Consider the following 18,852-nt stretch of genomic DNA (forward strand, 5'->3'; position numbering starts at 1 on the left):
GTGACATCGTGAAACGGTTTCTTATCGCCGTGGGGCTGATCATTGCGCTAGGCGTTGCCGCAGTGGCCGGTGGTTACGCCTATTGGCAGCATCGTCTGGCGGCGCCCATTGCGCTGGATGAACCCGCGCTTTACCAGGTGCCTGCCGGTGCAGGCTTCAATCAGGTGCTTCGTCAGTTGGAAGCGGAAGGCATTATCCAGGCGCGCTGGCCCTTCCAACTGCTGGCGCGGCTGGAGCCCGAGCAGGTGCCGCGTCTGCGGGTTGGCGAATATCAGCTGGTGCCGGGCATGAGCGGTATGGAGTTGGTGGCACTGCTGGGCAGCAACAACGTGGTGACGTACCCGTTGACCATCCCGGAAGGGTGGACCTTCCGCCAGATGCGCGCTTTGCTGGACAGTGCCCCGAAGCTGGAAAATCGCACCGCCGAGATGAGCGATGACGAGGTCATGGCTTTATTGGGGCGTGAAGGCACGTTTCCTGAGGGTTGGTTCTTTCCGGATACCTACCGCTACCACCTGGGCATGAGTGATGTGGATATTCTGCGCCAGTCGCTGAGCCGCATGGAGCGAATCCTGGAAGAGGTCTGGGAGCAGCGTGATGACGACCTGACCATCGATACCCCTTACGAGGCGTTGATCATGGCGTCGTTGATCGAACGCGAAACCGGTGCGCCGGAAGAGCGTCGTGAAATCGCCGGGGTGTTCAAGCGGCGCATGGAGCGGGGCATGCGGCTGCAGACCGACCCGACCATCATCTATGGCATGGGCGAGCGTTATCAGGGGCGCATTACTCGCGCCGACATCCGCGAGGCAACCCCCTACAATACTTACGTGATCGATGGCCTTCCGCCCACGCCCATCGCCATGCCGGGGCGCGCCTCGCTGGAGGCGGCGGTGAATCCGTTGCCGGGTGAAACGCTCTACTTCGTTTCCCGTGGCGATGGTACGCACCACTTTTCGCGCACCCTGCGCGAGCACAACAATGCGGTGAATCGCTATATTCGCAACCGCTGACACACAGATCATGGCGAGCATTATCATGGCGTATCTATTCCGTAAGGGGCAGCAATGAGCAAGCGTGGTCGCTTCATCACCCTGGAGGGCGGTGAGGGCGTCGGAAAATCTACCAACGTGGCGTTCGTGGAGGCCTGGCTGAAAGAGCAGGGGCTCGACGTAGTGCGAACTCGTGAGCCCGGTGGCACGCCGCGTGCCGAAGCCATTCGCGAGCTGCTGCTGGATCCTGCACCCCAGGAGCCGCTGAGCGTGGACGCTGAGCTACTGCTGGTCTTTGCAGCCCGAGCACAGCATCTGGCGGAAAAAATCGTGCCGGCCCTGGAGCGCGGTGCCTGGGTAGTGTGTGACCGCTTCACCGACGCCACCTTTGCGTATCAGGGTGGCGGGCGTGGCATCGATCCGGCGCGCATTGCTCAGTTGGAGTGCTTCGTTCAGCAAGGGCTTGCGCCGGATTTGACGCTGCTGCTGGACATGCCCGTCGAGGCTGCCCGCCAACGCCTGGAGGGGCGGTTGCGTGATCTCAATACCCAGCGCGACCGTTTCGAGCAGGAGCAGGCCGCGTTTTTCGGCGCCGTGCGTGAGGCTTACCTGGCGCGGGCCCAAGCGGCACCGCAGCGCTTTGCCGTGGTCGATGCGGCACAGCCTCTCGAAAGCGTGCAGGCGGCCATTGCGCGCGCACTGGAAACACGGATGGCGCAATGGTCGTAAATGATGTCTTGCCGTGGCACCAGGCGACGTGGCGGCAGCTGGTTCGCTTGGCCGACAGCGGTCGCATGCCCCATGCGCTGCTGCTCAGCGGCGCCCATGGGGTGGGCAAGCAGCAGCTTGCCGAAGCGCTGATCGCACGCACGCTATGCGCGCAGCCCGGTGACCAGGCGTGTGGTCATTGCCATGCTTGCCATATGCTGGCGTCAGGCTATCACCCCGACCTGCTGAGGGTGTCGCCGGAGGAGGGCAAGCGTCAAATTCGCATAGACCCCATTCGCGAGGTCAACCGTTTCGTGTCACAAACGGCCCAGCAGGGCGGTTACCGAGTCATCGTCGTGTCACCGGCGGAGGCCATGAACATCGCGGCGGCCAATGCGCTGCTCAAGAGCCTCGAGGAGCCGGGTGAAAAGACGCTGTTCATTCTGCTCTCCGATGTACCCTCTCGCACGCTGCCCACCATCCGTTCGCGCTGCCAGCAGTGGGCGCTACCCAGCGTGGCATTCGACGAGTGCCGTGGCTGGCTGACCCAGCAGTTGGGCGGTGACGAGGCACACTTCTGGTGGCAAGTTTCAGGCGGCCTGCCCTTGCTGGCGGTGGAGCTGGCGGCGCCGGAGGAGCGGGCGCTACGCCATCAGATTCATGACTGCTTCGAGCAGCTGGTCAGAGGCGCCGAGCCGGTGGCGGAGGCGGCGCGGTTGGATCGTCAGGCGATCGATTCGATCTTGTGGTACGGTATTGCCTGGCTTGAAGACTTGATCCGGCTAGGGCTGTCGGGCGAGCAAAGCGCGTTGCACAACCCGGATCTTGCGCCACTGTATCGGCAAGCCGTCAAGAATGGCCGGGTTCAGGATTGGTTTCGGCTGCTCGATTACGCCCGCGAGCAACGTCGGCTGCTGGCCGTGGGAGCCAACCCCAACCCGCAACTGGTGCTGGAGGCCTGGCTGGTGCGCTGGTCGGCCCTGCTGCGCTCATGACAACGTGTTTTTGACGAGGTGGTGATGGCTGCTCAAAAAGCGCTCTCCTTGACCATACCGGATGTGCCTACGCTGCTCGCTGCCTATATGCCTTTTCTGGATCGCGGCGGGATCTTCGTCCCCACGCCTTCGCTCTATCGTCTCGGGCAGCCGGTGGTATTGCTGTTGACGCTGCCGGGGGAGACCGAACGCCTTTCTGTCAGTGGTCAGGTCATCTGGATTTCGCCTGAAGGTGTCAGCGGTCGGCGGATGCCGGGCATCGGGGTGCATTTCAGCCAACAGGATTACCCTGTCCGCGACCGGATCGAAACCTTGCTGGCCGGTCAGTTGGACAAGGCACCGCCTTCGTTCACGTTGTAATATTTTCGTCACGCCACTCATCCCCTGCGAGATTTTCATGTTCGTTGATTCACACTGTCATCTGGACCGCCTATCCGAGCTTACCCACGGCGGCGACGTGGCTGCCACGCTGGCAGCAGCGCGTGCTGCTCACGTGCATCAGTTTCTGGCCATCTCGACCTCGCTGGAAGCGTTGCCTGGTCTGGCCGCCATCGCCAGGGCACATGAGGATGTGGTGATATCGGCAGGGCTGCATCCGCTGCACCAGGCTCCGGTAGAGCCCAGCGTGGAGCAGATCGTGGAGGCCGCCCAGCAGTACGACGTGGTGGCCATCGGGGAAACCGGGCTGGACTACCACTATCAGGAGAGCGTGCCTCAGGCCGTTCAGCATGAACGCTTCAAGCGTCACCTGATCGCTGCCTCCGAACTCGAGCTGCCGGTCATCGTGCATACTCGAGAGGCCAAGGAGGACACCCTGGCCCTGCTGCGCGAATACGCCGATCCTCACGTCGGCGGGGTATTGCACTGCTTCACCGAAGATCTGGACATGGCCCGAGAGGCCGTCCGGCTCGGCTTCTACATTTCGCTGTCGGGAATCATCACGTTTCGTAACGCAGCGCCATTGCGAGAGTTGGCTCGACAGCTGCCCCTCGACAGGCTGCTGATTGAAACCGATAGTCCTTATCTGGCCCCCGTGCCCTATCGTGGTAAACCCAATGAGCCTGCCTGGGTCGTCGAAGTCGCCGAGTGCATTGCTCAGCAGCGCGGCATCACCACCGACGAGGTCGCCATGCAGACTACCGCCAATTTCTACCATCTGTTTCGTGGTGCCGTTCCCGATGCACCGCCTCATGTCAAAGAAGCGCTGGCCCAGTCCGGTCTGTTGGTATAGCGCTCGGCGCAGTTCAGGAGAAGGGCGATGACGCTGGATCGGCTACTGCAGCAACGGGGTGACGCGGCAGATATTCCCCCGCTGGATACCTGGCATCCTGCGCTGTCTGGCGACATGGATATCGTGATTCATCCAGACGGCACCTGGCAGCACGAGGGGCAGCCGTTTGCGCGCCCGGCGGTGGCGAAGCTGCTGGCAAGCCTGCTGCGCCTGGACGATGAGGGCTACTGCCTGGTGACACCTGCGGAGCGCTGGCGCGTTCAAGTAGTGGACCGTCCGCTGCTGATCGTGGAAGCGGATTTCTACGCTGACGCCTGGTGGTTCAAGACTCAGTTCGACGATGTGGTGCGGCTGGACCACCAGCACCCGCTGACGCTGACCGCCACCCCCGACGGAGAGTTGGCCCCCGAGTGTGCGGTGCGCTTTGGCCTGGCCGCGCGCCTGCATCGCAACGTGTTCTACCGACTGGTCGAGCAGGCCCAGATACACGAGCTGGCCGGTGGCCGCAGCGAGTGCCGTCTCTACAGTGCGGGTGAATGGTATCGGCTGGGCATGTGGGATCACGGCGTGGCGGGTGAGGTCTCGTGAAACTGACCGCCGAACAGCAGGCCGTCGTTCACCACGATGCCGGGCATGCACGGGTCGCGGCGGTAGCAGGAGCCGGTAAAACGACCACCATGGCCGCACGCGTGCTGCACCTGTTGGCGCAGGGAGTCTCCCCGCGGCGGATGCTGGTACTGATGTTCAACCGCTCGGCCAAGGATGATTTTCAGCGTCGCCTTGCCAAAATGGCGCCGCAGGGGCAAGTCCTGCCGGATGTACGTACCTTCCATTCGCTCGGGCATCGGCTCACGCAAAGTTTGTGTCGTTGGGGGGCGCTGGCGCCGCGGCGGCTGCTCTCTGCCGAGTGGCAGATGGAGCGTTTGCTGCGCCAGGCAAGTCTCAATGTGCTGGGCGATGCCGAGCAACGGGATGCCGCCCTGGAAGGGGAGCGCCTGGAAGCGCTGGCCCATTTTTGTGCTCTGGTCAAAGCAGAGATGTTGCCTGCTGCCACGCTGTATGAGCAGCTAAGCTACGAGCCTGACACCGATTACTTTCCGGCAGCCTTCAGCGAGGCCGAGCGCCTGCTGGAAGCCGAAGGCGTCATGACTTACGCGGACTTGCTCTACCGCCCGCTGCAAGCGCTGGAGGCCGAGCCTGCTTTGCGTCAGCGGGTCGAAGGATTCCTCGACCACGTCATCGTGGATGAATACCAGGATATCAATACCGTTCAGCAGCGGCTGTTGGCCGTGCTGGCAGGCCCTGATGCCAGCGTCATGGCAGTAGGAGATGCCAATCAGTGCATCTATGAATGGCGGGGTGCCAGGCCGGACACCATGCTGGAAAACTTTACCGCCACCTTCGGCACCGCCACGGATTACCCGCTCTCCACGACCTTTCGCCATGGACACGCGCTGGCGCTGACGGCCAACCACGCCATCATGGCGAACCAGCGCCGCCCCGACCAGCTATGCCTGGCGGCTGCCCAGAATCCGAAGACTCAGGTCCGCGTGGGGCAGGGCAGCCGCCTGTTGCTGGATGCCTTGATGGACTGGCAGGCCCAGGGGCGGGCATTGAGTGATGCCAGCCTGCTGGTGCGCAGCTGGGCGCTTTCGGTGCCTTTTCAGCTGGCGCTGCTGCAGGCCGGGGTGCCTTTTCGGCTGCTGCGTGAGGATCGCTTCGTGTTTCGCCTGCCGCTGGTACAGGCACTGGCAGGCTATTTGAAGCTGTCGCGGCGGGCCGAGTTGCTGCACGATCCCGAGCATCTGCTGCTGTTGCTGTCCCAGCCCGCGCCGTTCGTGGCCCGTGAGCGCCTGCAGCGCCTGGCGTCTCAGCTGGCGGCCACCCAGCGCTGGCCAGAGCGAGATGACGCCGTGCTGTCCGCGCTCAAACCCTTGCAGCGGCGCACGCTGAAAAAACGCTGGGAGCTGCTGTGCGAGCTGCCGCGTTTGGCTGGCTGGCCGCCAGCCCGGCTGCTGCATCACGTGGTGGATACCATCGATGCCGAGAAAACCCTCAAGCGCGCGGCTGCTCGGCGCGATAAAGGCGAGGAAGACGTGCGTCTGCTGGACGTGTTGATCGAACAGGCGGAGAGCGTTCGGGACCCCGATGCCTTCATCGAGCTGCTGGAGCGCCCAGTGGAGAATCAGGCCCAGGGCGTGTTGATTACCACGGTGCATGGTGCCAAAGGCCTGGAGTGGCCGCTGGTGGCGGTGGCCGGCGTCAATGAAGAGGACTTTCCCCACTACAGCCGCGACAACCCGCTCAGCGATGAGCGTCTGGAAGAGGAGCGGCGGCTGTTTTATGTGGCCATCACCCGCGCCAAAGAGCAGTTGCTGGTGCTGCATGACGGTGGCGCTCATCGCCCTAGTCGTTTCATTGGTGAAAGCGCCTGGCAGGATGCCGTGCGTATTGCTGAATGCCTGCATGATGAGGGCGGCAGCGCCGAGCCGCTGGAGGTATCGTCGCCTGGGTTGGTGAGACGCTACCTCGACCGGTTGGGACGCAGTGATATCGTTCTGACTGCCTCGCAGCTCAAGGAAACCCCTGCGGACTATCAAGTGACCATGTCGTTCTACCCGGGCCAGCGTCTGCGACATGCCGTATTTGGGGAAGGCGAAGTGGCGGCAGTAGAGGGTAATCCGTCCGACCCGGTGATTGATGTGCGGTTTGTGCAAGCGGGGCGACGTCGTCTCATCGCCCGCCGTGCACCTATTGAGGTGATGGAGCCTCCGGTGCAGCCAGCGTAGCCAGCTGCACCATTGCTATCCCTGTTACATATTTGGATAGTTCGGGCCGCCACCGCCTTCAGGGGCTACCCAGGTAATATTCTGGGCGGGGTCTTTAATATCACAGGTTTTGCAGTGTACGCAGTTCTGGAAGTTAATCTGGAAGCGCGGCTTGCCTTGATCATCTTCGACGACTTCATACACCCCCGCCGGGCAGTAGCGCTGGGCAGGCTCGGCATACTTGGGCAGATTGTCACGAATCGGCAGCTCTGGGTCTGCGAGGCGCAGGTGGCAGGGCTGGTCTTCCTCATGGTTGGTGTTCGAGAGAAATACCGAGGTGGACTTGTCGAAGGACAGCTTGCCGTCCGGCTTCGGATACTGAATCTTCTCGAATTCGGCCGCCGGTTTCAGGGCACCGTGGTCGGTGGTGGTGTCGTGCACGTTGGGCAGCTTGTTGCCCAGCAGTTGGTTCGCGAAGTTATAAGCCCCGCCGCCGACCGTGCCATATTTATGGATCGCCGGACCAAAGCTGGCGCTCTCTTTCAACTCCTGGTAAGCCCAGCTGGCTTCCCACAAGCGTTCGAAGCTGGCCAGCGTCTGCCCACCCTCGTCGCCGCCCTTGATGGCTTCGAAGACGCTCTCCGCCGCCACCATGCCTGATTTCATGGCGGTGTGCAGGCCCTTGATCTTGGCAAAGTTCAGCGTGCCCGCGTCACAACCAATCAGCAGACCACCGGGGAAGGTCATCCTGGGCAGGCAGTTGAAGCCTCCCTTGGCAATCGCGCGCGCGCCATAAGCCACCCGCTTGCCGCCTTCCAGATATTGGCTGAGCACCGGGTGATGCTTCATGCGCTGGAATTCGTCGAAGGGCGAGAGCCACGGATTCTGATAGCCCAGGTCCATGATCAGCCCCACCACGACCTGCTGGTTTTCGGCGTGGTAGAGAAACCAGCCACCGTGGGTCTTGCTGTCCAGCGGCCAGCCAGAGCCGTGAACCACCAGGCCAGGCTCGTGCTTGTCGGCGGGTACATCCCATAGCTCTTTCAGCCCGATGCCGTAGTGTTGAGGGTCTCGACCAGCATCCAGCGAGAACTGCTTGATCAGGCGTTTGCCTAGATGGCCTCTGGCGCCCTCGGCAAATAGCGTGTACTTGGCGCGCAGCTCCATGCCGGGCATGTGGCTATCCTTGGGGGTGCCATCGGCACCGATGCCCATGTCGCCAATCAGAATGCCGCGCACCACGTCATCCTCGATGATCACTTCCTGGGCGGCGAAGCCCGGAAATATCTCGACGCCCAGGGATTCTGCCTGCTCACCCAGCCAGCGGCACAGGTTGCCTGCGCTGATCACGTAGCGGGTCAGTTCACCGCCGGTGTTGTGCATGCTTTTGGGTACCAGCGCATTGGGGATTTTCTGCGCCTTTTTGGCATCCTTCAGCAAATAAACATCGTCGCGCGTGGCGGGCGTGTTCAGAGGAGCGCCGCGCTCTTCCCAGTCGGGAAAAAGCTCCGCCAGGGCGCGGGGTTCGAACACCGCGCCAGACAGAATATGCGCTCCTACCTCAGATCCTTTCTCGACCACGCAAACGGTCAGCTCTTGTTCCGCTGCGTTGGCCTGCTGCATCAAACGGCAGGCGGCGGCCAAGCCAGAGGGGCCTGCGCCCACGATGACCACGTCAAAATCCATTACATCGCGTTCAACGGTTTCCACCCGGTTTCTCCTTATTCTCATAAGTGCCACTCGTCGGTGCTAGCGATTGAGCACTAGCTTATGAAAAGATGGCCTTAATTTAAAACGGTCGTTTGCTTCTGGTTATCACCCATGATAGGCATAATACCTGTGTCAGGTAACCCCTACGATGGCAAAAGCGCACTTTACGGTAAAAGCCGCCAGCGACTACGACCAAGGCCGCAGTGATTAGGTGTTGTTGCATAAAGGTAGGCTGTGGCAAATTGATAGGGTTTTTCATTTGCTAGCCTATCAAACGCTTGCATGAATTTTTTTACGCTGCTATCCGAGCGGCGTCTGTTCAGGTCAACGGCTATCATCCAGGCCAAGCGAGGAACCTATGAAAGTACTGGTCGCGGTAAAACGCGTCATCGACTACAACGTCAAGATCCGCGTTAAAGCGGATCATTCTGACGTGGATCTTACCAACGTCAAAATGGCCATGAACCCTTTCTGCGAAATTGCCGTGGAAGAGGCCGTGCGCCTGAAAGAGAAGGGGGCGGCCAGTGAAGTGGTCGCTGTGACGGTAGGCCCCAGGGCTGCCCAGGAGCAGCTGCGCACCGCGCTGGCGCTGGGGGCTGACCGCGCCATCCACATCGAGACCGACGAGCGCGTCGAATCGCTGGCGGTGGCCAAGCTGCTGGCCAAGGTGGTGGATGAAGAGCAGCCCGGTTTGGTAATTCTCGGCAAACAGGCCATCGACACCGACAATAACCAGACCGGCCAGATGCTGGCAGCCCTCACTAACCTGCCGCAAGGCACGTTTGCTTCGGAAGTGGCGGTAGACGGCGACAAGGTCAACGTCACCCGTGAAATCGACGGCGGCCTGCAAACCGTCGCCCTCACGCTGCCCGCTATCGTCACCACCGACCTGCGCCTCAACGAGCCGCGCTACGCCAAGCTGCCGGACATCATGAAGGCCAAGAAAAAGCCGCTGGATGTCAAAACCCCCGCCGACTATGGCGTGGAGGTAGACTCCAGGGTCACGCTGCTCAAAGTGGAATCCCCCGCCGAGCGCAAGGGCGGTATCAAGGTCGCCTCGGTGGACGAGCTGATCGACAAACTGAAAAACGAAGCCAAGGTGCTTTGATAACGCGCTTTGAAAGGAACTGATCTCATGAGCATTCTGGTACTTGCCGACCTGCATGACGGCCAACTGGCCAGCGCCACCGCCCACGTCGTGGCAGCCGCCCAGGCGATCGGTGGCGATATCGATGTACTGGTCGCCGGTGAAGGCGTCCAGACCGCCGCCGAAGCTGCCGCGACACTCGACGGCGTGAGCAAGGTGCGCGTGGCAGACAACGCCGTCTACGCCCATCAGCTTGCCGAGCCCATGGGCGCGCTGCTGGTCGCCCTGGCCGACGACTACACCCACGTGCTGACCAGCGCCTCCACCACCGGCAAGAACGTGCTGCCCCGGCTGGCCGCGCTGAAAGACGTCAGCCAGCTGTCGGAAGTGATTGGCGTCGAGAGCGCCGACACCTTCCTGCGTCCGATCTACGCCGGTAACGCCATCGCCACGGTGAAAAGCGACGACCCGCTGAAAGTCATCACCGTGCGTACCACCGCCTTCGATGCAGTAGGCAGCGGCGGCAGCGCCAGTGTGGACGCCGTGGACGTGGTCATCGACAACGCCCAGTCCCGTTTCGTGAAGCAGGAGCTGGCCCAGAGCGACCGCCCGGAACTCGGCGGTGCCAGGGTCGTCATCTCCGGCGGCCGCGGCATGGGCAACGGCGAAAACTTCAAACTGCTGGACGGCATTGCCGACAAGTTGGGCGCCGCCATTGGCGCGTCTCGTGCAGCGGTGGATGCAGGCTTCGTGCCCAACGACATGCAGGTGGGCCAGACCGGCAAGATCGTCGCCCCCGAGCTCTACATTGCCGTGGGCATCAGCGGCGCGATTCAACACCTGGCGGGGATGAAAGACTCCAAGGTGATCGTGGCGATCAACAAGGACGAAGAGGCCCCGATCTTCCAGGTAGCCGACTACGGCCTGGTGGGGGATCTGTTCGAGATCCTGCCGGAGCTGGAGAGCAAGCTGTAAGCAGGAACGCCGTTTTACCAAAAGCCGACGTCGCAAGAGGTCGGCTTTTTTAATGGCGATGAATTCGATAAACTGAAAATAGTTGACTAAAGTGCTGGGATAAAGAAGTCGTCGCGCTGGTAGAAAAATTGCTGGGGCGGCAGTTGAAAAGGGTGAAGCAAGACCGCACCTTAGGTAGTGAACGTTATAGAAGCCACTCAAGGAGAAGATAGCATGGCCCATACCCTTCCTGAATTACCGTACGCTTACGATGCACTCGAGCCGCACATCGATGCGATGACGATGGAGATTCACCACTCTCGTCACCACAACACCTACGTGACCAACCTGAACGGCGCTTTGGAAGGCACCGGTCTGGAAGACGTGCCCGTAGAAGAGTTGGTCGCCAATCTGGATCGCGTGCCGGAAGAGAAGCGTCAGGCTGTCATCAACAACGGCGGTGGTCACGCCAACCACTCCATGTTCTGGCAGATGATGTCTCCCAATGGTGGCGGTCAGCCCCAGGGTGATGTTGCCAAGGCCATCGATGCTGAGCTGGGTGGCTTCGATGCGTTCAAGGACGCTTTCAAAAAAGCGGCGCTGGGCCGTTTTGGCAGCGGCTGGGCGTGGCTATCTGTCACACCCGAGAAGAAGCTGGTCGTCGAGAACACGCTCAACCAGGATAGCCCTCTGATGCATGGCAACACGCCGCTGCTGGGTCTGGATGTATGGGAGCACGCGTACTACCTCAAGTTCCAGAACAAGCGCCCCGACTATGTTGACGCTTTCTTCAATGTCGTGAACTGGGAAGACGTCGAGCGTCGCTACCAGGCTGCCAAGGCCTGATAATGGTCGAAAATTGCGCCTGAGCGCGTGATTTTACAGCCAAAGCCGCCCCCTTTTAGGGGGCGGCTTTTTTTGGGTTTCTGGGTATAGCGCTGGGTATGGATTGTCAATAACCTGTGGATGAAAAAAATACCATATATGCTTGAATTGATTTTCTGGTGATCTATATATAGTATGCGTGGAGAATTTCAGAGGGGTGGCGCCATTACCATGCGCTACCCGAAAAGTGTCGCTATGAAAAGGAAAATAGCCATGGAAATCCAAATTTATAGCAAGCCTGCCTGCGTACAGTGCACCGCTACCTATCGTGCGCTGGACAAGCAGGGTTTGGAGTACACCGTGATCGACATTACGGAAGAGTCTGGCGCGCAGCAGCAGGTCGAAGCTCTGGGCTATCGTCAGTTGCCGGTCGTCGTGGTAGGTGAGGATCACTGGTCCGGCTTCCGCCCTGACCGTATCCAGGCGCTGGCATAGTTCAGCCGCCATGCACACGGCCACGGTGGAAACCAGGCAGGCGGGTACGCTGGTCTATTTTTCCACCAAGTCAGGCAATACCCATCGGTTTATCGAAAGGCTTGGCTTGAGCGCCCAGCGGCTGCCATTGAATCGTGAAGAGCCCACACCACGCGTCACGCAGCCTTACATATTGGTGACGCCTACCTACGGCGGTGGCCATGCACAAGGCGCCGTGCCGGGGCAGGTGATTCGCTTCTTGAACGATGAGTACAATCGGCACCTCATTCGAGGTGTCATTGCCTCGGGTAATACGAATTTTGGTGAAGCTTACGGGTTGGCAGGGCGCATCATCGCGCAAAAGTGCCGGGTACCGTTGCTTTATCGCTTTGAACTGTTTGGCACCGATGACGATGTCGCCAAGGTCCGCAAAGGAGTAGAAGAGTTTTGGAAACGTCAAGCTCAGTCTCTAACAACGTAGCGTCCACCAGCGCCGCTACCAAGAAGTCGGCAGAAGCGAAACGTCCTGCTGCGGGTACCAACGAAGCGCGTACGCTGGATTATCATGCGCTCAACGCGATGCTCAATCTGTACGGTGCCAACGGCGAACTGCAGTTGGACAAGGACCGCGAAGCAGCGCGTCAGTACTTCCTTCAGCACGTCAACCAGAACACGGTTTTCTTCCACTCGCTGGAAGAGAAGCTGGACTACCTGGTGGAAGAGGGCTATTACGAGGCCAACGTACTCGATCAGTACAGCTTCGCATTCATCAAGTCGCTGTTCGAGCAGGCGTATGCCTACAAGTTTCGCTTCCCCAGCTTCCTGGGTGCCTTCAAGTACTACACCAGCTATACGCTGAAGACCTTCGATGGCAAGCGTTACCTGGAGCGCTACGAAGATCGCGTGTGCATGGTTGCGCTGACGCTGGCGCGTGGGGATGAAGCGCTGGCCAAGTCGCTGGTGGATGAAGTGATCAGTGGTCGCTTCCAGCCAGCCACGCCGACTTTCCTGAACTGCGGCAAACAGCAGCGCGGTGAGCTGGTGTCATGCTTCCTGCTGCGTATCGAAGACAACATGGAGTCGATCGGGCGGTCGATCAACTCAGCGCTGCAGCTCTCCAAGCGTGGTGGTGGGGTGGCGTTCCTGCTGACCAACATTCGTGAGTCTGGCGCGCCGATCAAGCGTATCGAAAACCAGTCGTCGGGCATCATCCCCATCATGAAGCTGCTGGAAGATGCGTTCTCTTACGCCAACCAGCTGGGGGCTCGTCAGGGTGCCGGGGCTGTGTACCTGAATGCTCACCACCCTGACATTCTGCGTTTCCTCGACACCAAGCGTGAAAATGCCGACGAAAAGATCCGCATCAAGACGCTTTCGCTGGGCGTGACCATTCCGGATATCACGTTCGAACTGGCCAAGCGCAACGACGACATGTACCTGTTCTCCCCCTATGATGTAGAGCGGGTCTACGGGGTGCCGTTTGGCGATATCAGCGTCACCGAGAAGTACCATGAAATGGTGGCGGATGCGCGCATTCGCAAGCAGAAGATCAATGCTCGTGCCTTCTTCCAGACGCTGGCTGAGCTGCAGTTCGAGTCCGGTTACCCGTACATCATGTTCGAAGATACGGTCAATCGCGCCAACCCGATTGCCGGTCGCATCAACATGAGCAACCTCTGCTCCGAGATTCTGCAGGTCAACACGCCGACCGAGTATGACGACGACCTGGGATACCGCGACATCGGTCAGGACATCTCCTGCAACCTGGGCTCGATGAACATTGCCAAGGTCATGGATTCGGGCGATATCGGCACCAGCGTCGAAATCGCCATTCGCGGCCTGACGGCCGTGTCCGAAATGAGCAACCTGAGCAGCGTGCCCTCGATTGCCGAAGGGAATGCCAAGTCGCGTGCGATTGGTCTGGGGCAGATGAACCTGCACGGTTTCCTGGCGCGTGAGCACATCTATTATGGCTCGGAAGAGGGGTTGGATTTCACCAACCTGTACTTCTACTGCGTCGCGTTCCATGCCATTCGTGCCTCGAACCAGCTGGCCATTGAGCATGGCGCCACCTTCGCCGGTTTCGAGGACTCCACCTACGCGTCGGGCACGTTCTTCGACAAGTACACCGACCAGGCCTGGCTGCCGCGTACCGAAAAAGTACGCCACCTGTTCGAACGCAGTGGTATTGCGCTGCCGACCCAGGAAGATTGGCAGGCCCTGAAGGCCTCGGTCATGGCGCACGGCCTGTACAACCGCAACTTGCAGGCAGTGCCGCCCACGGGCTCGATCTCCTATATCAACAACTCCACTTCCAGTATTCATCCGGTGGCGGCGAGAATCGAGATTCGTAAAGAAGGCAAGCTGGGGCGGGTCTATTATCCGGCGCCGTTCTTGAATGAAGACAACTTCGATTACTTTCAGGATGCCTATGAAATTGGCCCTGAGAAAATCATCGATACTTATGCAGAAGCGTCGAAGCATGTGGATCAGGGGCTGTCACTGACACTGTTCTTCCCTGATACCGCTACCACTCGGGATATCAACAAGGCGCAGATCTATGCATGGCGGAAGGGCATCAAGACCCTTTACTACATTCGCTTGCGCCAAAGCGCGCTGGAAGGCACCGAGGTAGAAGGCTGTGTCTCCTGCACGCTGTAACGATATCCCCACTGGCATGTGATGACGTTTAGAAGAGAGCGCTGATGACAACGATGCAACGCCTGTCGCGGGTTAATGCGATCAACTGGAACCGTCTGCAGGACGATAAAGATCTGGAGGTGTGGAACCGCCTGACCAGCAACTTTTGGCTGCCGGAAAAAGTGCCGCTGTCCAACGACATTCAGTCGTGGAACACACTGACTCAGCAGGAAAAGCAGCTGACCATCCGGGTCTTCACCGGCCTGACGCTGCTCGATACCATCCAGAGCAGCGTGGGTGCGCCGGTGCTGATGGAAGATGCGCGTACGCCCCACGAAGAAGCGGTGTATACCAACATTGCCTTCATGGAATCGGTGCATGCGCGCTCCTACAGCTCGATTTTCTCGACGCTGTGCGCCACCCGGGACGTGGACGATGCGTTCCGTTGGAGTGAGGAGAATCCGTCGCTCCAGCTGAAGTCCGAGCTGATTCTCAAGCGCTATCGCTCCGATGACCCGTTGATGCGCAAAGTGGCCAGCGTTTTCCTGGAGTCGTTCCTGTTCTACTCCGGCTTCTATCTGCCCATGTACTGGTCCAGCCATGCCAAGCTGACCAATACCGCTGACCTGATTCGTCTGATCATTCGTGACGAAGCGGTGCACGGTTACTACGTGGGCTACAAGTTCCAGCAGGCGCTGGCGGAAGCCACTCCGGAGCGTCAGCAGGAAGTGAAGGATTATGCCTACGAGCTGCTGCTGGAGCTGTACGACAACGAAGTGCGCTACACTGAGTCGCTGTATGATGCGGTGGGCTTGACCGAAGACGTGAAGAAGTTCCTGCACTACAACGCCAACAAGGCGTTGATGAACCTCGGTTTCGAGCCGCTGTTCCCCAGCAGTGTCACGGACGTCGACCCGACGATCATGGCGGCGCTGTCCCCCAGCGCAGACGAGAACCACGACTTCTTCTCGGGGTCTGGCTCGTCCTACGTCATCGGCAAGGCCGTCGCTACCGAAGACGACGACTGGGCGTTCTGATCGTTCAATTAGCGTGCCACTCAACGGGAGCCTCAGAGCTCCCGTTTTTTATGGGTGATGAAAAGATTTCGTTATTGAATGTTAATGATAAATATTGTCATTTGCTCTATTGATGGTAGGCTATGCACGCTAACGATTTAAACGCAAATCGTTCTTATATTTGGTGAGCCTTGGCGAGCTGATACTGATAGCGCGCTGAGCAGTGATGGAGAGACGACGTGCTGAAAAGGCCTTTCTTTGCCTTGAGCGGATATTGGCTTGCTGGAATGCTGGCCAGTACATCGCTGATGGCGAGCGATGAAACGATGGATCAGGCGGCCCAGAGTGTCGAGGCCCAGCAAGTGCAATCTGAGCTGCAGCAGCAAATCGACAGGGCCGACGAAGCAACGCGAGAACAGTTGGAAGAATTGCGCCAACTGGAGCAGGAGACGCGGCAGATGAGCGCTTCCAATGCTGCCCTGAGTAGTCGCCTGGCCGGTGAAGCGGAGCGCCAGCAGCGGTTGGCCCAGGCGCTGGATACGCTGAGCGATACACGTGCTGCGCTGCCGGCCATCGAGCAGGATATGGCCGAACAGCTCAGCCAATGGATCGCGTCGGATCTGCCTTTCCTGCGCGCCGAGCGCTTGGCACGCGTAGAAGGGGCCGAGGCGTCCACCCAGGAGAGCGCCGAACGGATTGCCGAGCTGCTCGAAGCCTGGCGTGCAGAGCTGGCATACGGCCGCCAGGTGGATCGCTGGCGGGGGCGTTTGCAGCGCGACGGCGAGGCTCCTCGGGAAGTCGATTATCTGCGTATTGGGCGTATTGGCCTCTATTACCTGACGCCGGATGGCCGTGAGGGCGGCGTATGGGACCAGCAGCGCGGCGAATGGCTGGCGCTGGAAGAGCGTGCACGCCGAGAAGTGCGTAATGGCCTGCGTATTGCCGATGATCAGCGTACGCCTGAACTGCTGCAATTGCCGCTATCGATCACCGCCACAGGAGCGCCGTAATGAAACTATCCAGCTATCGGCGCGGCGTGCACAAGATGGCCTGCCTGCTGCTGGCCATGAGCGTTTGGGCGAGCGCCCCGGCCATTGCCCAAAGCAGTGATGTCACGACGCTGCGTGATGCCCGCGAAGCAGCAGAAGCGCGAGATCAGGCGCGGCTGCAGTCGTTTCTGGAAGATCAGGACGCCCTGGCTGCTGCCCTGGAGGAAGCACGCGCCGCGCACGCAGCCGCCGAGCAGGAGCAGGTTGCCCTGCAGGCGCAGCAGCAAGAGCAGGCCGAGCAGGCCGAGGTTTTGGCTCAGCGTCAGGATGAGCAGGGGGAGGCCCTTACGGCACTGTTGGCCGATCTGACGCGGCACAGCGAGGAGCTGCGCAACGAGTTGGGAGGGGAGAGCTGGCTGACGTTGACGCCTGACGCTTTGCCTCCGCGCCTTAACGACGTCGAGGTGCTGGAGCGTGAGCACCTGGAGAGCGTGGTAGACCGGCTGGCAGCCTTGACCATGAACACCGGGCAGGCCGAGCGTCTCGAGTTGCCCGTGGCAGACGGTGCTGGCGAGATTGCGCCTCGTCAGGTGGTCCGTTTGGGGGATTTTGCCGCTTTCACGGAGTCGGCACTGCTCCGCAAGGGGCAGGATGACCAGAGCCTGGCCGAGCTGCCGCGTACGCCGTCGGAAATCCGCCGTCTGCTCGCCGCCTACCACCAAGGTGAGAGCCGTGAATTTGCCATCGACCCTACCCAGGGCAGCGTACTGCAGGCGTTGGCCCAGCAGCCCAGTCTCTGGGAGCGTTTCCAGCAGGGTGGCTATGTCGGCTATGTGGTCGTGGTGCTGGGGGGTATCGGTCTGTTGGTGGCGCTGGCGCAATACCTCTATCTGCTGCTGGTAAGCGCACGGGTGCGTCGTCAACGCCGTCAGTTGGAGCAGCCGCGAGCAGACAATCCGCTGGGCCGAGTGCTGCAGCGTTTCAAGGACATGGACAAGCATCAAACCCCCGAAGCCCTCGAAGCCCGCCTGGATGAAGCGGTGCTGGCAGAGCTGCCGCGCATCGAGCGAGGCCAGCCCATCGTCAAGCTGTTGGCCGCCATTGCGCCGCTGCTGGGCCTGTTGGGTACGGTGACGGGCATGATCGTCACCTTTCAGGCCATTACCGTGTTCGGTACCGGTGACCCGCAGCTCATGGCGGGAGGGATCAGTCAGGCATTGGTGACGACGGTATTGGGTCTGGTGACAGCGGTGCCGTTGCTGTTTGCACAAACGGCACTGTCCAGCCGTAGCCGGTCCATTACGCAAGTGATCGAAGGGGAGGCTAGCGCCACCCTGGCCGATCACCTGGAAGCGCAGTCCGCCCATCCCGGGCAAGCGGTGAACTGATATGCCGACGTTGCCCCTTTGGCTGGAGCCGGTAGAGCGGTTGTTGGATGCCGGTGGCGCGGTGCTGGTGGTGCTTGCGCTGGTGGCCGTGCTGGTGTTCGCCATGGCCATCGAACGCTGGTGGTACTACCGCATCAGCTGGCGACGTGCGCGTCGTCAGCTGGTGCACCGCTGGGCAGCGCGTAGCGACCATCGCAGCTGGAGCGCACGGACGTTGCGCGATGTGTGGAGTGCGGCCCTGGTGGCCAAGCTGCGTCGGCCGCTGCCGTGGATCAAATTGCTGGTGGCGTTGTGCCCACTGTTGGGTCTGCTAGGCACGGTCACTGGCATGATCACCGTGTTCGATAGCCTCTCCATGAGTGATACCCATCAGGCCAGAGCCATGGCCGATGGCGTGGCCCGAGCCACGCTACCCACATTGACAGGCATGGCCATTGCCGTGGTGGGCATGCTGTTTATCAGCCGTTTGGAGCACGTGATTCGCCGCGAAGACCAGCGTCTGCATGATCGCCTGGCGCGTGCCCTGGAGGAAAATGATGCGTAGACGCCGTTCCATAGAGGCCGTCGAAGAGAGCAATGAAGTCAACCTGACCCCGATGCTGGATGTGGTCTTCATCATGCTGATCTTCTTTATCGTGACGACCAGCTTTATCAAGGAGAGTGGCGTAGAGATCGAGCGCCCGGAAGCGGCCGCCGCCACACAGCGTCCGGACGCCCAGGTGCTGATCGCGATTACGCCGGAAGGAGCCGTCTGGGTGGATGGTCGTCCGGTCGATGCCCATCGCATCGGTCAGGAAGTGGCCGGCATGCTCAGTGGCGATGGCTCGGTGGTCATCCAGGCCGATCGAGCGTCCACCACTGGACTGCTGATCGAAGTGATGGATCGCCTGCAGCAGGCAGGCGTCGAGCAAGTGGCGGTGGCGGCTAGTCGGAGTGCGCCATGATACGCCACGGGTTCTCGCTGCTGGCTGGTACTGCGCTGGCGATGGGGCTGTTCTGGATGCTGGCGCTGCTGGTGGCACCGCCGGAGCGCAGCGTCGACGAGCCGGTCATGTCCATGGCCATGACCATGGTG

General features: G+C 60.5%; 19 protein-coding genes. 18 read left to right on the forward strand and 1 reads right to left on the reverse strand.

The annotated features are described in order from the left end of the window. The first annotated feature begins 5 nt into the window (after nt 1-5). From mltG to B7L71_RS07680, 7 genes are read left to right on the forward strand one after another with little or no spacing between them, the layout of a single operon-like run. A complete protein-coding gene (mltG, locus tag B7L71_RS07650) occupies nt 6-1,013 on the forward strand; it encodes an endolytic transglycosylase MltG (protein ID WP_081137102.1) in 1,008 nt (335 codons plus the stop codon). 54 nt (nt 1,014-1,067) lie between these two features. Further along, nucleotides 1,068-1,721, forward strand: a complete 654-nt coding sequence (tmk, locus tag B7L71_RS07655; RefSeq protein ID WP_016913555.1) for a dTMP kinase — start codon at nt 1,068-1,070, stop codon at nt 1,719-1,721. After that, a complete protein-coding gene (locus tag B7L71_RS07660) occupies nt 1,712-2,695 on the forward strand; it encodes a DNA polymerase III subunit delta' (RefSeq protein ID WP_016913556.1) in 984 nt (327 codons plus the stop codon). Before tmk ends, B7L71_RS07660 begins: the two co-directional genes overlap by 10 nt. 24 nt (nt 2,696-2,719) lie before the next feature. Continuing rightward, nucleotides 2,720-3,055 carry a PilZ domain-containing protein gene (locus B7L71_RS07665; protein WP_016913557.1) on the forward strand — a complete coding sequence of 112 codons (336 nt, stop codon included), beginning with the start codon at nt 2,720-2,722 and terminating at the stop codon, nt 3,053-3,055. Nucleotides 3,056-3,092: 37 nt separating this feature from the next. Then, nucleotides 3,093-3,926, forward strand: a complete 834-nt coding sequence (locus B7L71_RS07670) for a TatD family hydrolase (RefSeq protein ID WP_081137104.1) — start codon at nt 3,093-3,095, stop codon at nt 3,924-3,926. Between the two features lie 27 nt (nt 3,927-3,953). Continuing rightward, the gene (locus B7L71_RS07675) at nt 3,954-4,514 is read left to right on the forward strand and encodes a DUF1285 domain-containing protein (RefSeq protein ID WP_081137106.1); all 561 of its coding nucleotides are present in this window, start codon (nt 3,954-3,956) and stop codon (nt 4,512-4,514) included. Then, nucleotides 4,511-6,715, forward strand: coding sequence for an ATP-dependent helicase (locus B7L71_RS07680; RefSeq protein ID WP_081137108.1), 2,205 nt, complete (start codon nt 4,511-4,513; stop codon nt 6,713-6,715). Before B7L71_RS07675 ends, B7L71_RS07680 begins: the two co-directional genes overlap by 4 nt. 24 nt (nt 6,716-6,739) lie before the next feature. Here the strand turns inward: B7L71_RS07680 and B7L71_RS07685 are convergent, their stop codons facing one another. Next, a complete protein-coding gene (locus B7L71_RS07685; protein WP_081137110.1) occupies nt 6,740-8,404 on the reverse strand; it encodes an electron transfer flavoprotein-ubiquinone oxidoreductase in 1,665 nt (554 codons plus the stop codon). Nucleotides 8,405-8,762: 358 nt separating this feature from the next. On the opposite strand from B7L71_RS07685, the gene B7L71_RS07690 reads away from it, so the two are divergent. The 11 genes from B7L71_RS07690 (at nt 8,763) to B7L71_RS07740 (ending at nt 18,721) form a co-directional block, all read left to right on the forward strand. Then, entirely contained in the window at nt 8,763-9,512 is a 750-nt protein-coding gene (locus B7L71_RS07690) for an electron transfer flavoprotein subunit beta/FixA family protein (RefSeq protein WP_081137112.1), read from the forward strand. Nucleotides 9,513-9,539: 27 nt separating this feature from the next. Beyond that, nucleotides 9,540-10,466 (forward strand): electron transfer flavoprotein subunit alpha/FixB family protein, encoded by a 927-nt coding sequence (locus B7L71_RS07695; protein WP_081137114.1) that lies wholly within the window; start codon nt 9,540-9,542, stop codon nt 10,464-10,466. Nucleotides 10,467-10,679: 213 nt separating this feature from the next. Continuing rightward, on the forward strand, nt 10,680-11,291 hold the full coding sequence (locus B7L71_RS07700; RefSeq protein WP_081137116.1) for a superoxide dismutase: 612 nt from the start codon (nt 10,680-10,682) through the stop codon (nt 11,289-11,291). A 252-nt stretch (nt 11,292-11,543) separates the two neighbouring features. Continuing rightward, the gene (nrdH, locus tag B7L71_RS07705) at nt 11,544-11,765 is read left to right on the forward strand and encodes a glutaredoxin-like protein NrdH (RefSeq protein ID WP_039177227.1); all 222 of its coding nucleotides are present in this window, start codon (nt 11,544-11,546) and stop codon (nt 11,763-11,765) included. A gap of 10 nt (nt 11,766-11,775) precedes the next feature. Further along, on the forward strand, nt 11,776-12,225 hold the full coding sequence (nrdI, locus tag B7L71_RS07710) for a class Ib ribonucleoside-diphosphate reductase assembly flavoprotein NrdI (protein ID WP_081137118.1): 450 nt from the start codon (nt 11,776-11,778) through the stop codon (nt 12,223-12,225). Further along, nucleotides 12,192-14,405, forward strand: coding sequence for a class 1b ribonucleoside-diphosphate reductase subunit alpha (gene nrdE / locus B7L71_RS07715; RefSeq protein ID WP_081137120.1), 2,214 nt, complete (start codon nt 12,192-12,194; stop codon nt 14,403-14,405). Before nrdI ends, nrdE begins: the two co-directional genes overlap by 34 nt. Before the next feature lie 44 nt (nt 14,406-14,449). After that, complete coding sequence (gene nrdF, locus B7L71_RS07720; RefSeq protein WP_016913568.1) at nt 14,450-15,421, forward strand: class 1b ribonucleoside-diphosphate reductase subunit beta; 972 nt, start codon at nt 14,450-14,452, stop codon at nt 15,419-15,421. Between the two features lie 218 nt (nt 15,422-15,639). Beyond that, complete coding sequence (locus B7L71_RS07725) at nt 15,640-16,410, forward strand: DUF3450 domain-containing protein (protein ID WP_081137122.1); 771 nt, start codon at nt 15,640-15,642, stop codon at nt 16,408-16,410. Next, nucleotides 16,410-17,777 (forward strand): MotA/TolQ/ExbB proton channel family protein, encoded by a 1,368-nt coding sequence (locus B7L71_RS07730; protein ID WP_081137124.1) that lies wholly within the window; start codon nt 16,410-16,412, stop codon nt 17,775-17,777. The genes B7L71_RS07725 and B7L71_RS07730 overlap by 1 nt, the downstream gene beginning before the upstream one ends. A 1-nt stretch (nt 17,778) precedes the next feature. Next, nucleotides 17,779-18,321 (forward strand): MotA/TolQ/ExbB proton channel family protein, encoded by a 543-nt coding sequence (locus tag B7L71_RS07735; protein ID WP_039177218.1) that lies wholly within the window; start codon nt 17,779-17,781, stop codon nt 18,319-18,321. Next, entirely contained in the window at nt 18,314-18,721 is a 408-nt protein-coding gene (locus tag B7L71_RS07740; protein ID WP_039177216.1) for an ExbD/TolR family protein, read from the forward strand. The genes B7L71_RS07735 and B7L71_RS07740 overlap by 8 nt, the downstream gene beginning before the upstream one ends. Nucleotides 18,722-18,852 lie beyond the last annotated feature (131 nt).

The organism is Halomonas sp. BC2 (genome assembly GCF_002078115.1).
Lineage (GTDB): Bacteria > Pseudomonadota > Gammaproteobacteria > Pseudomonadales > Halomonadaceae > Vreelandella > Vreelandella stevensii.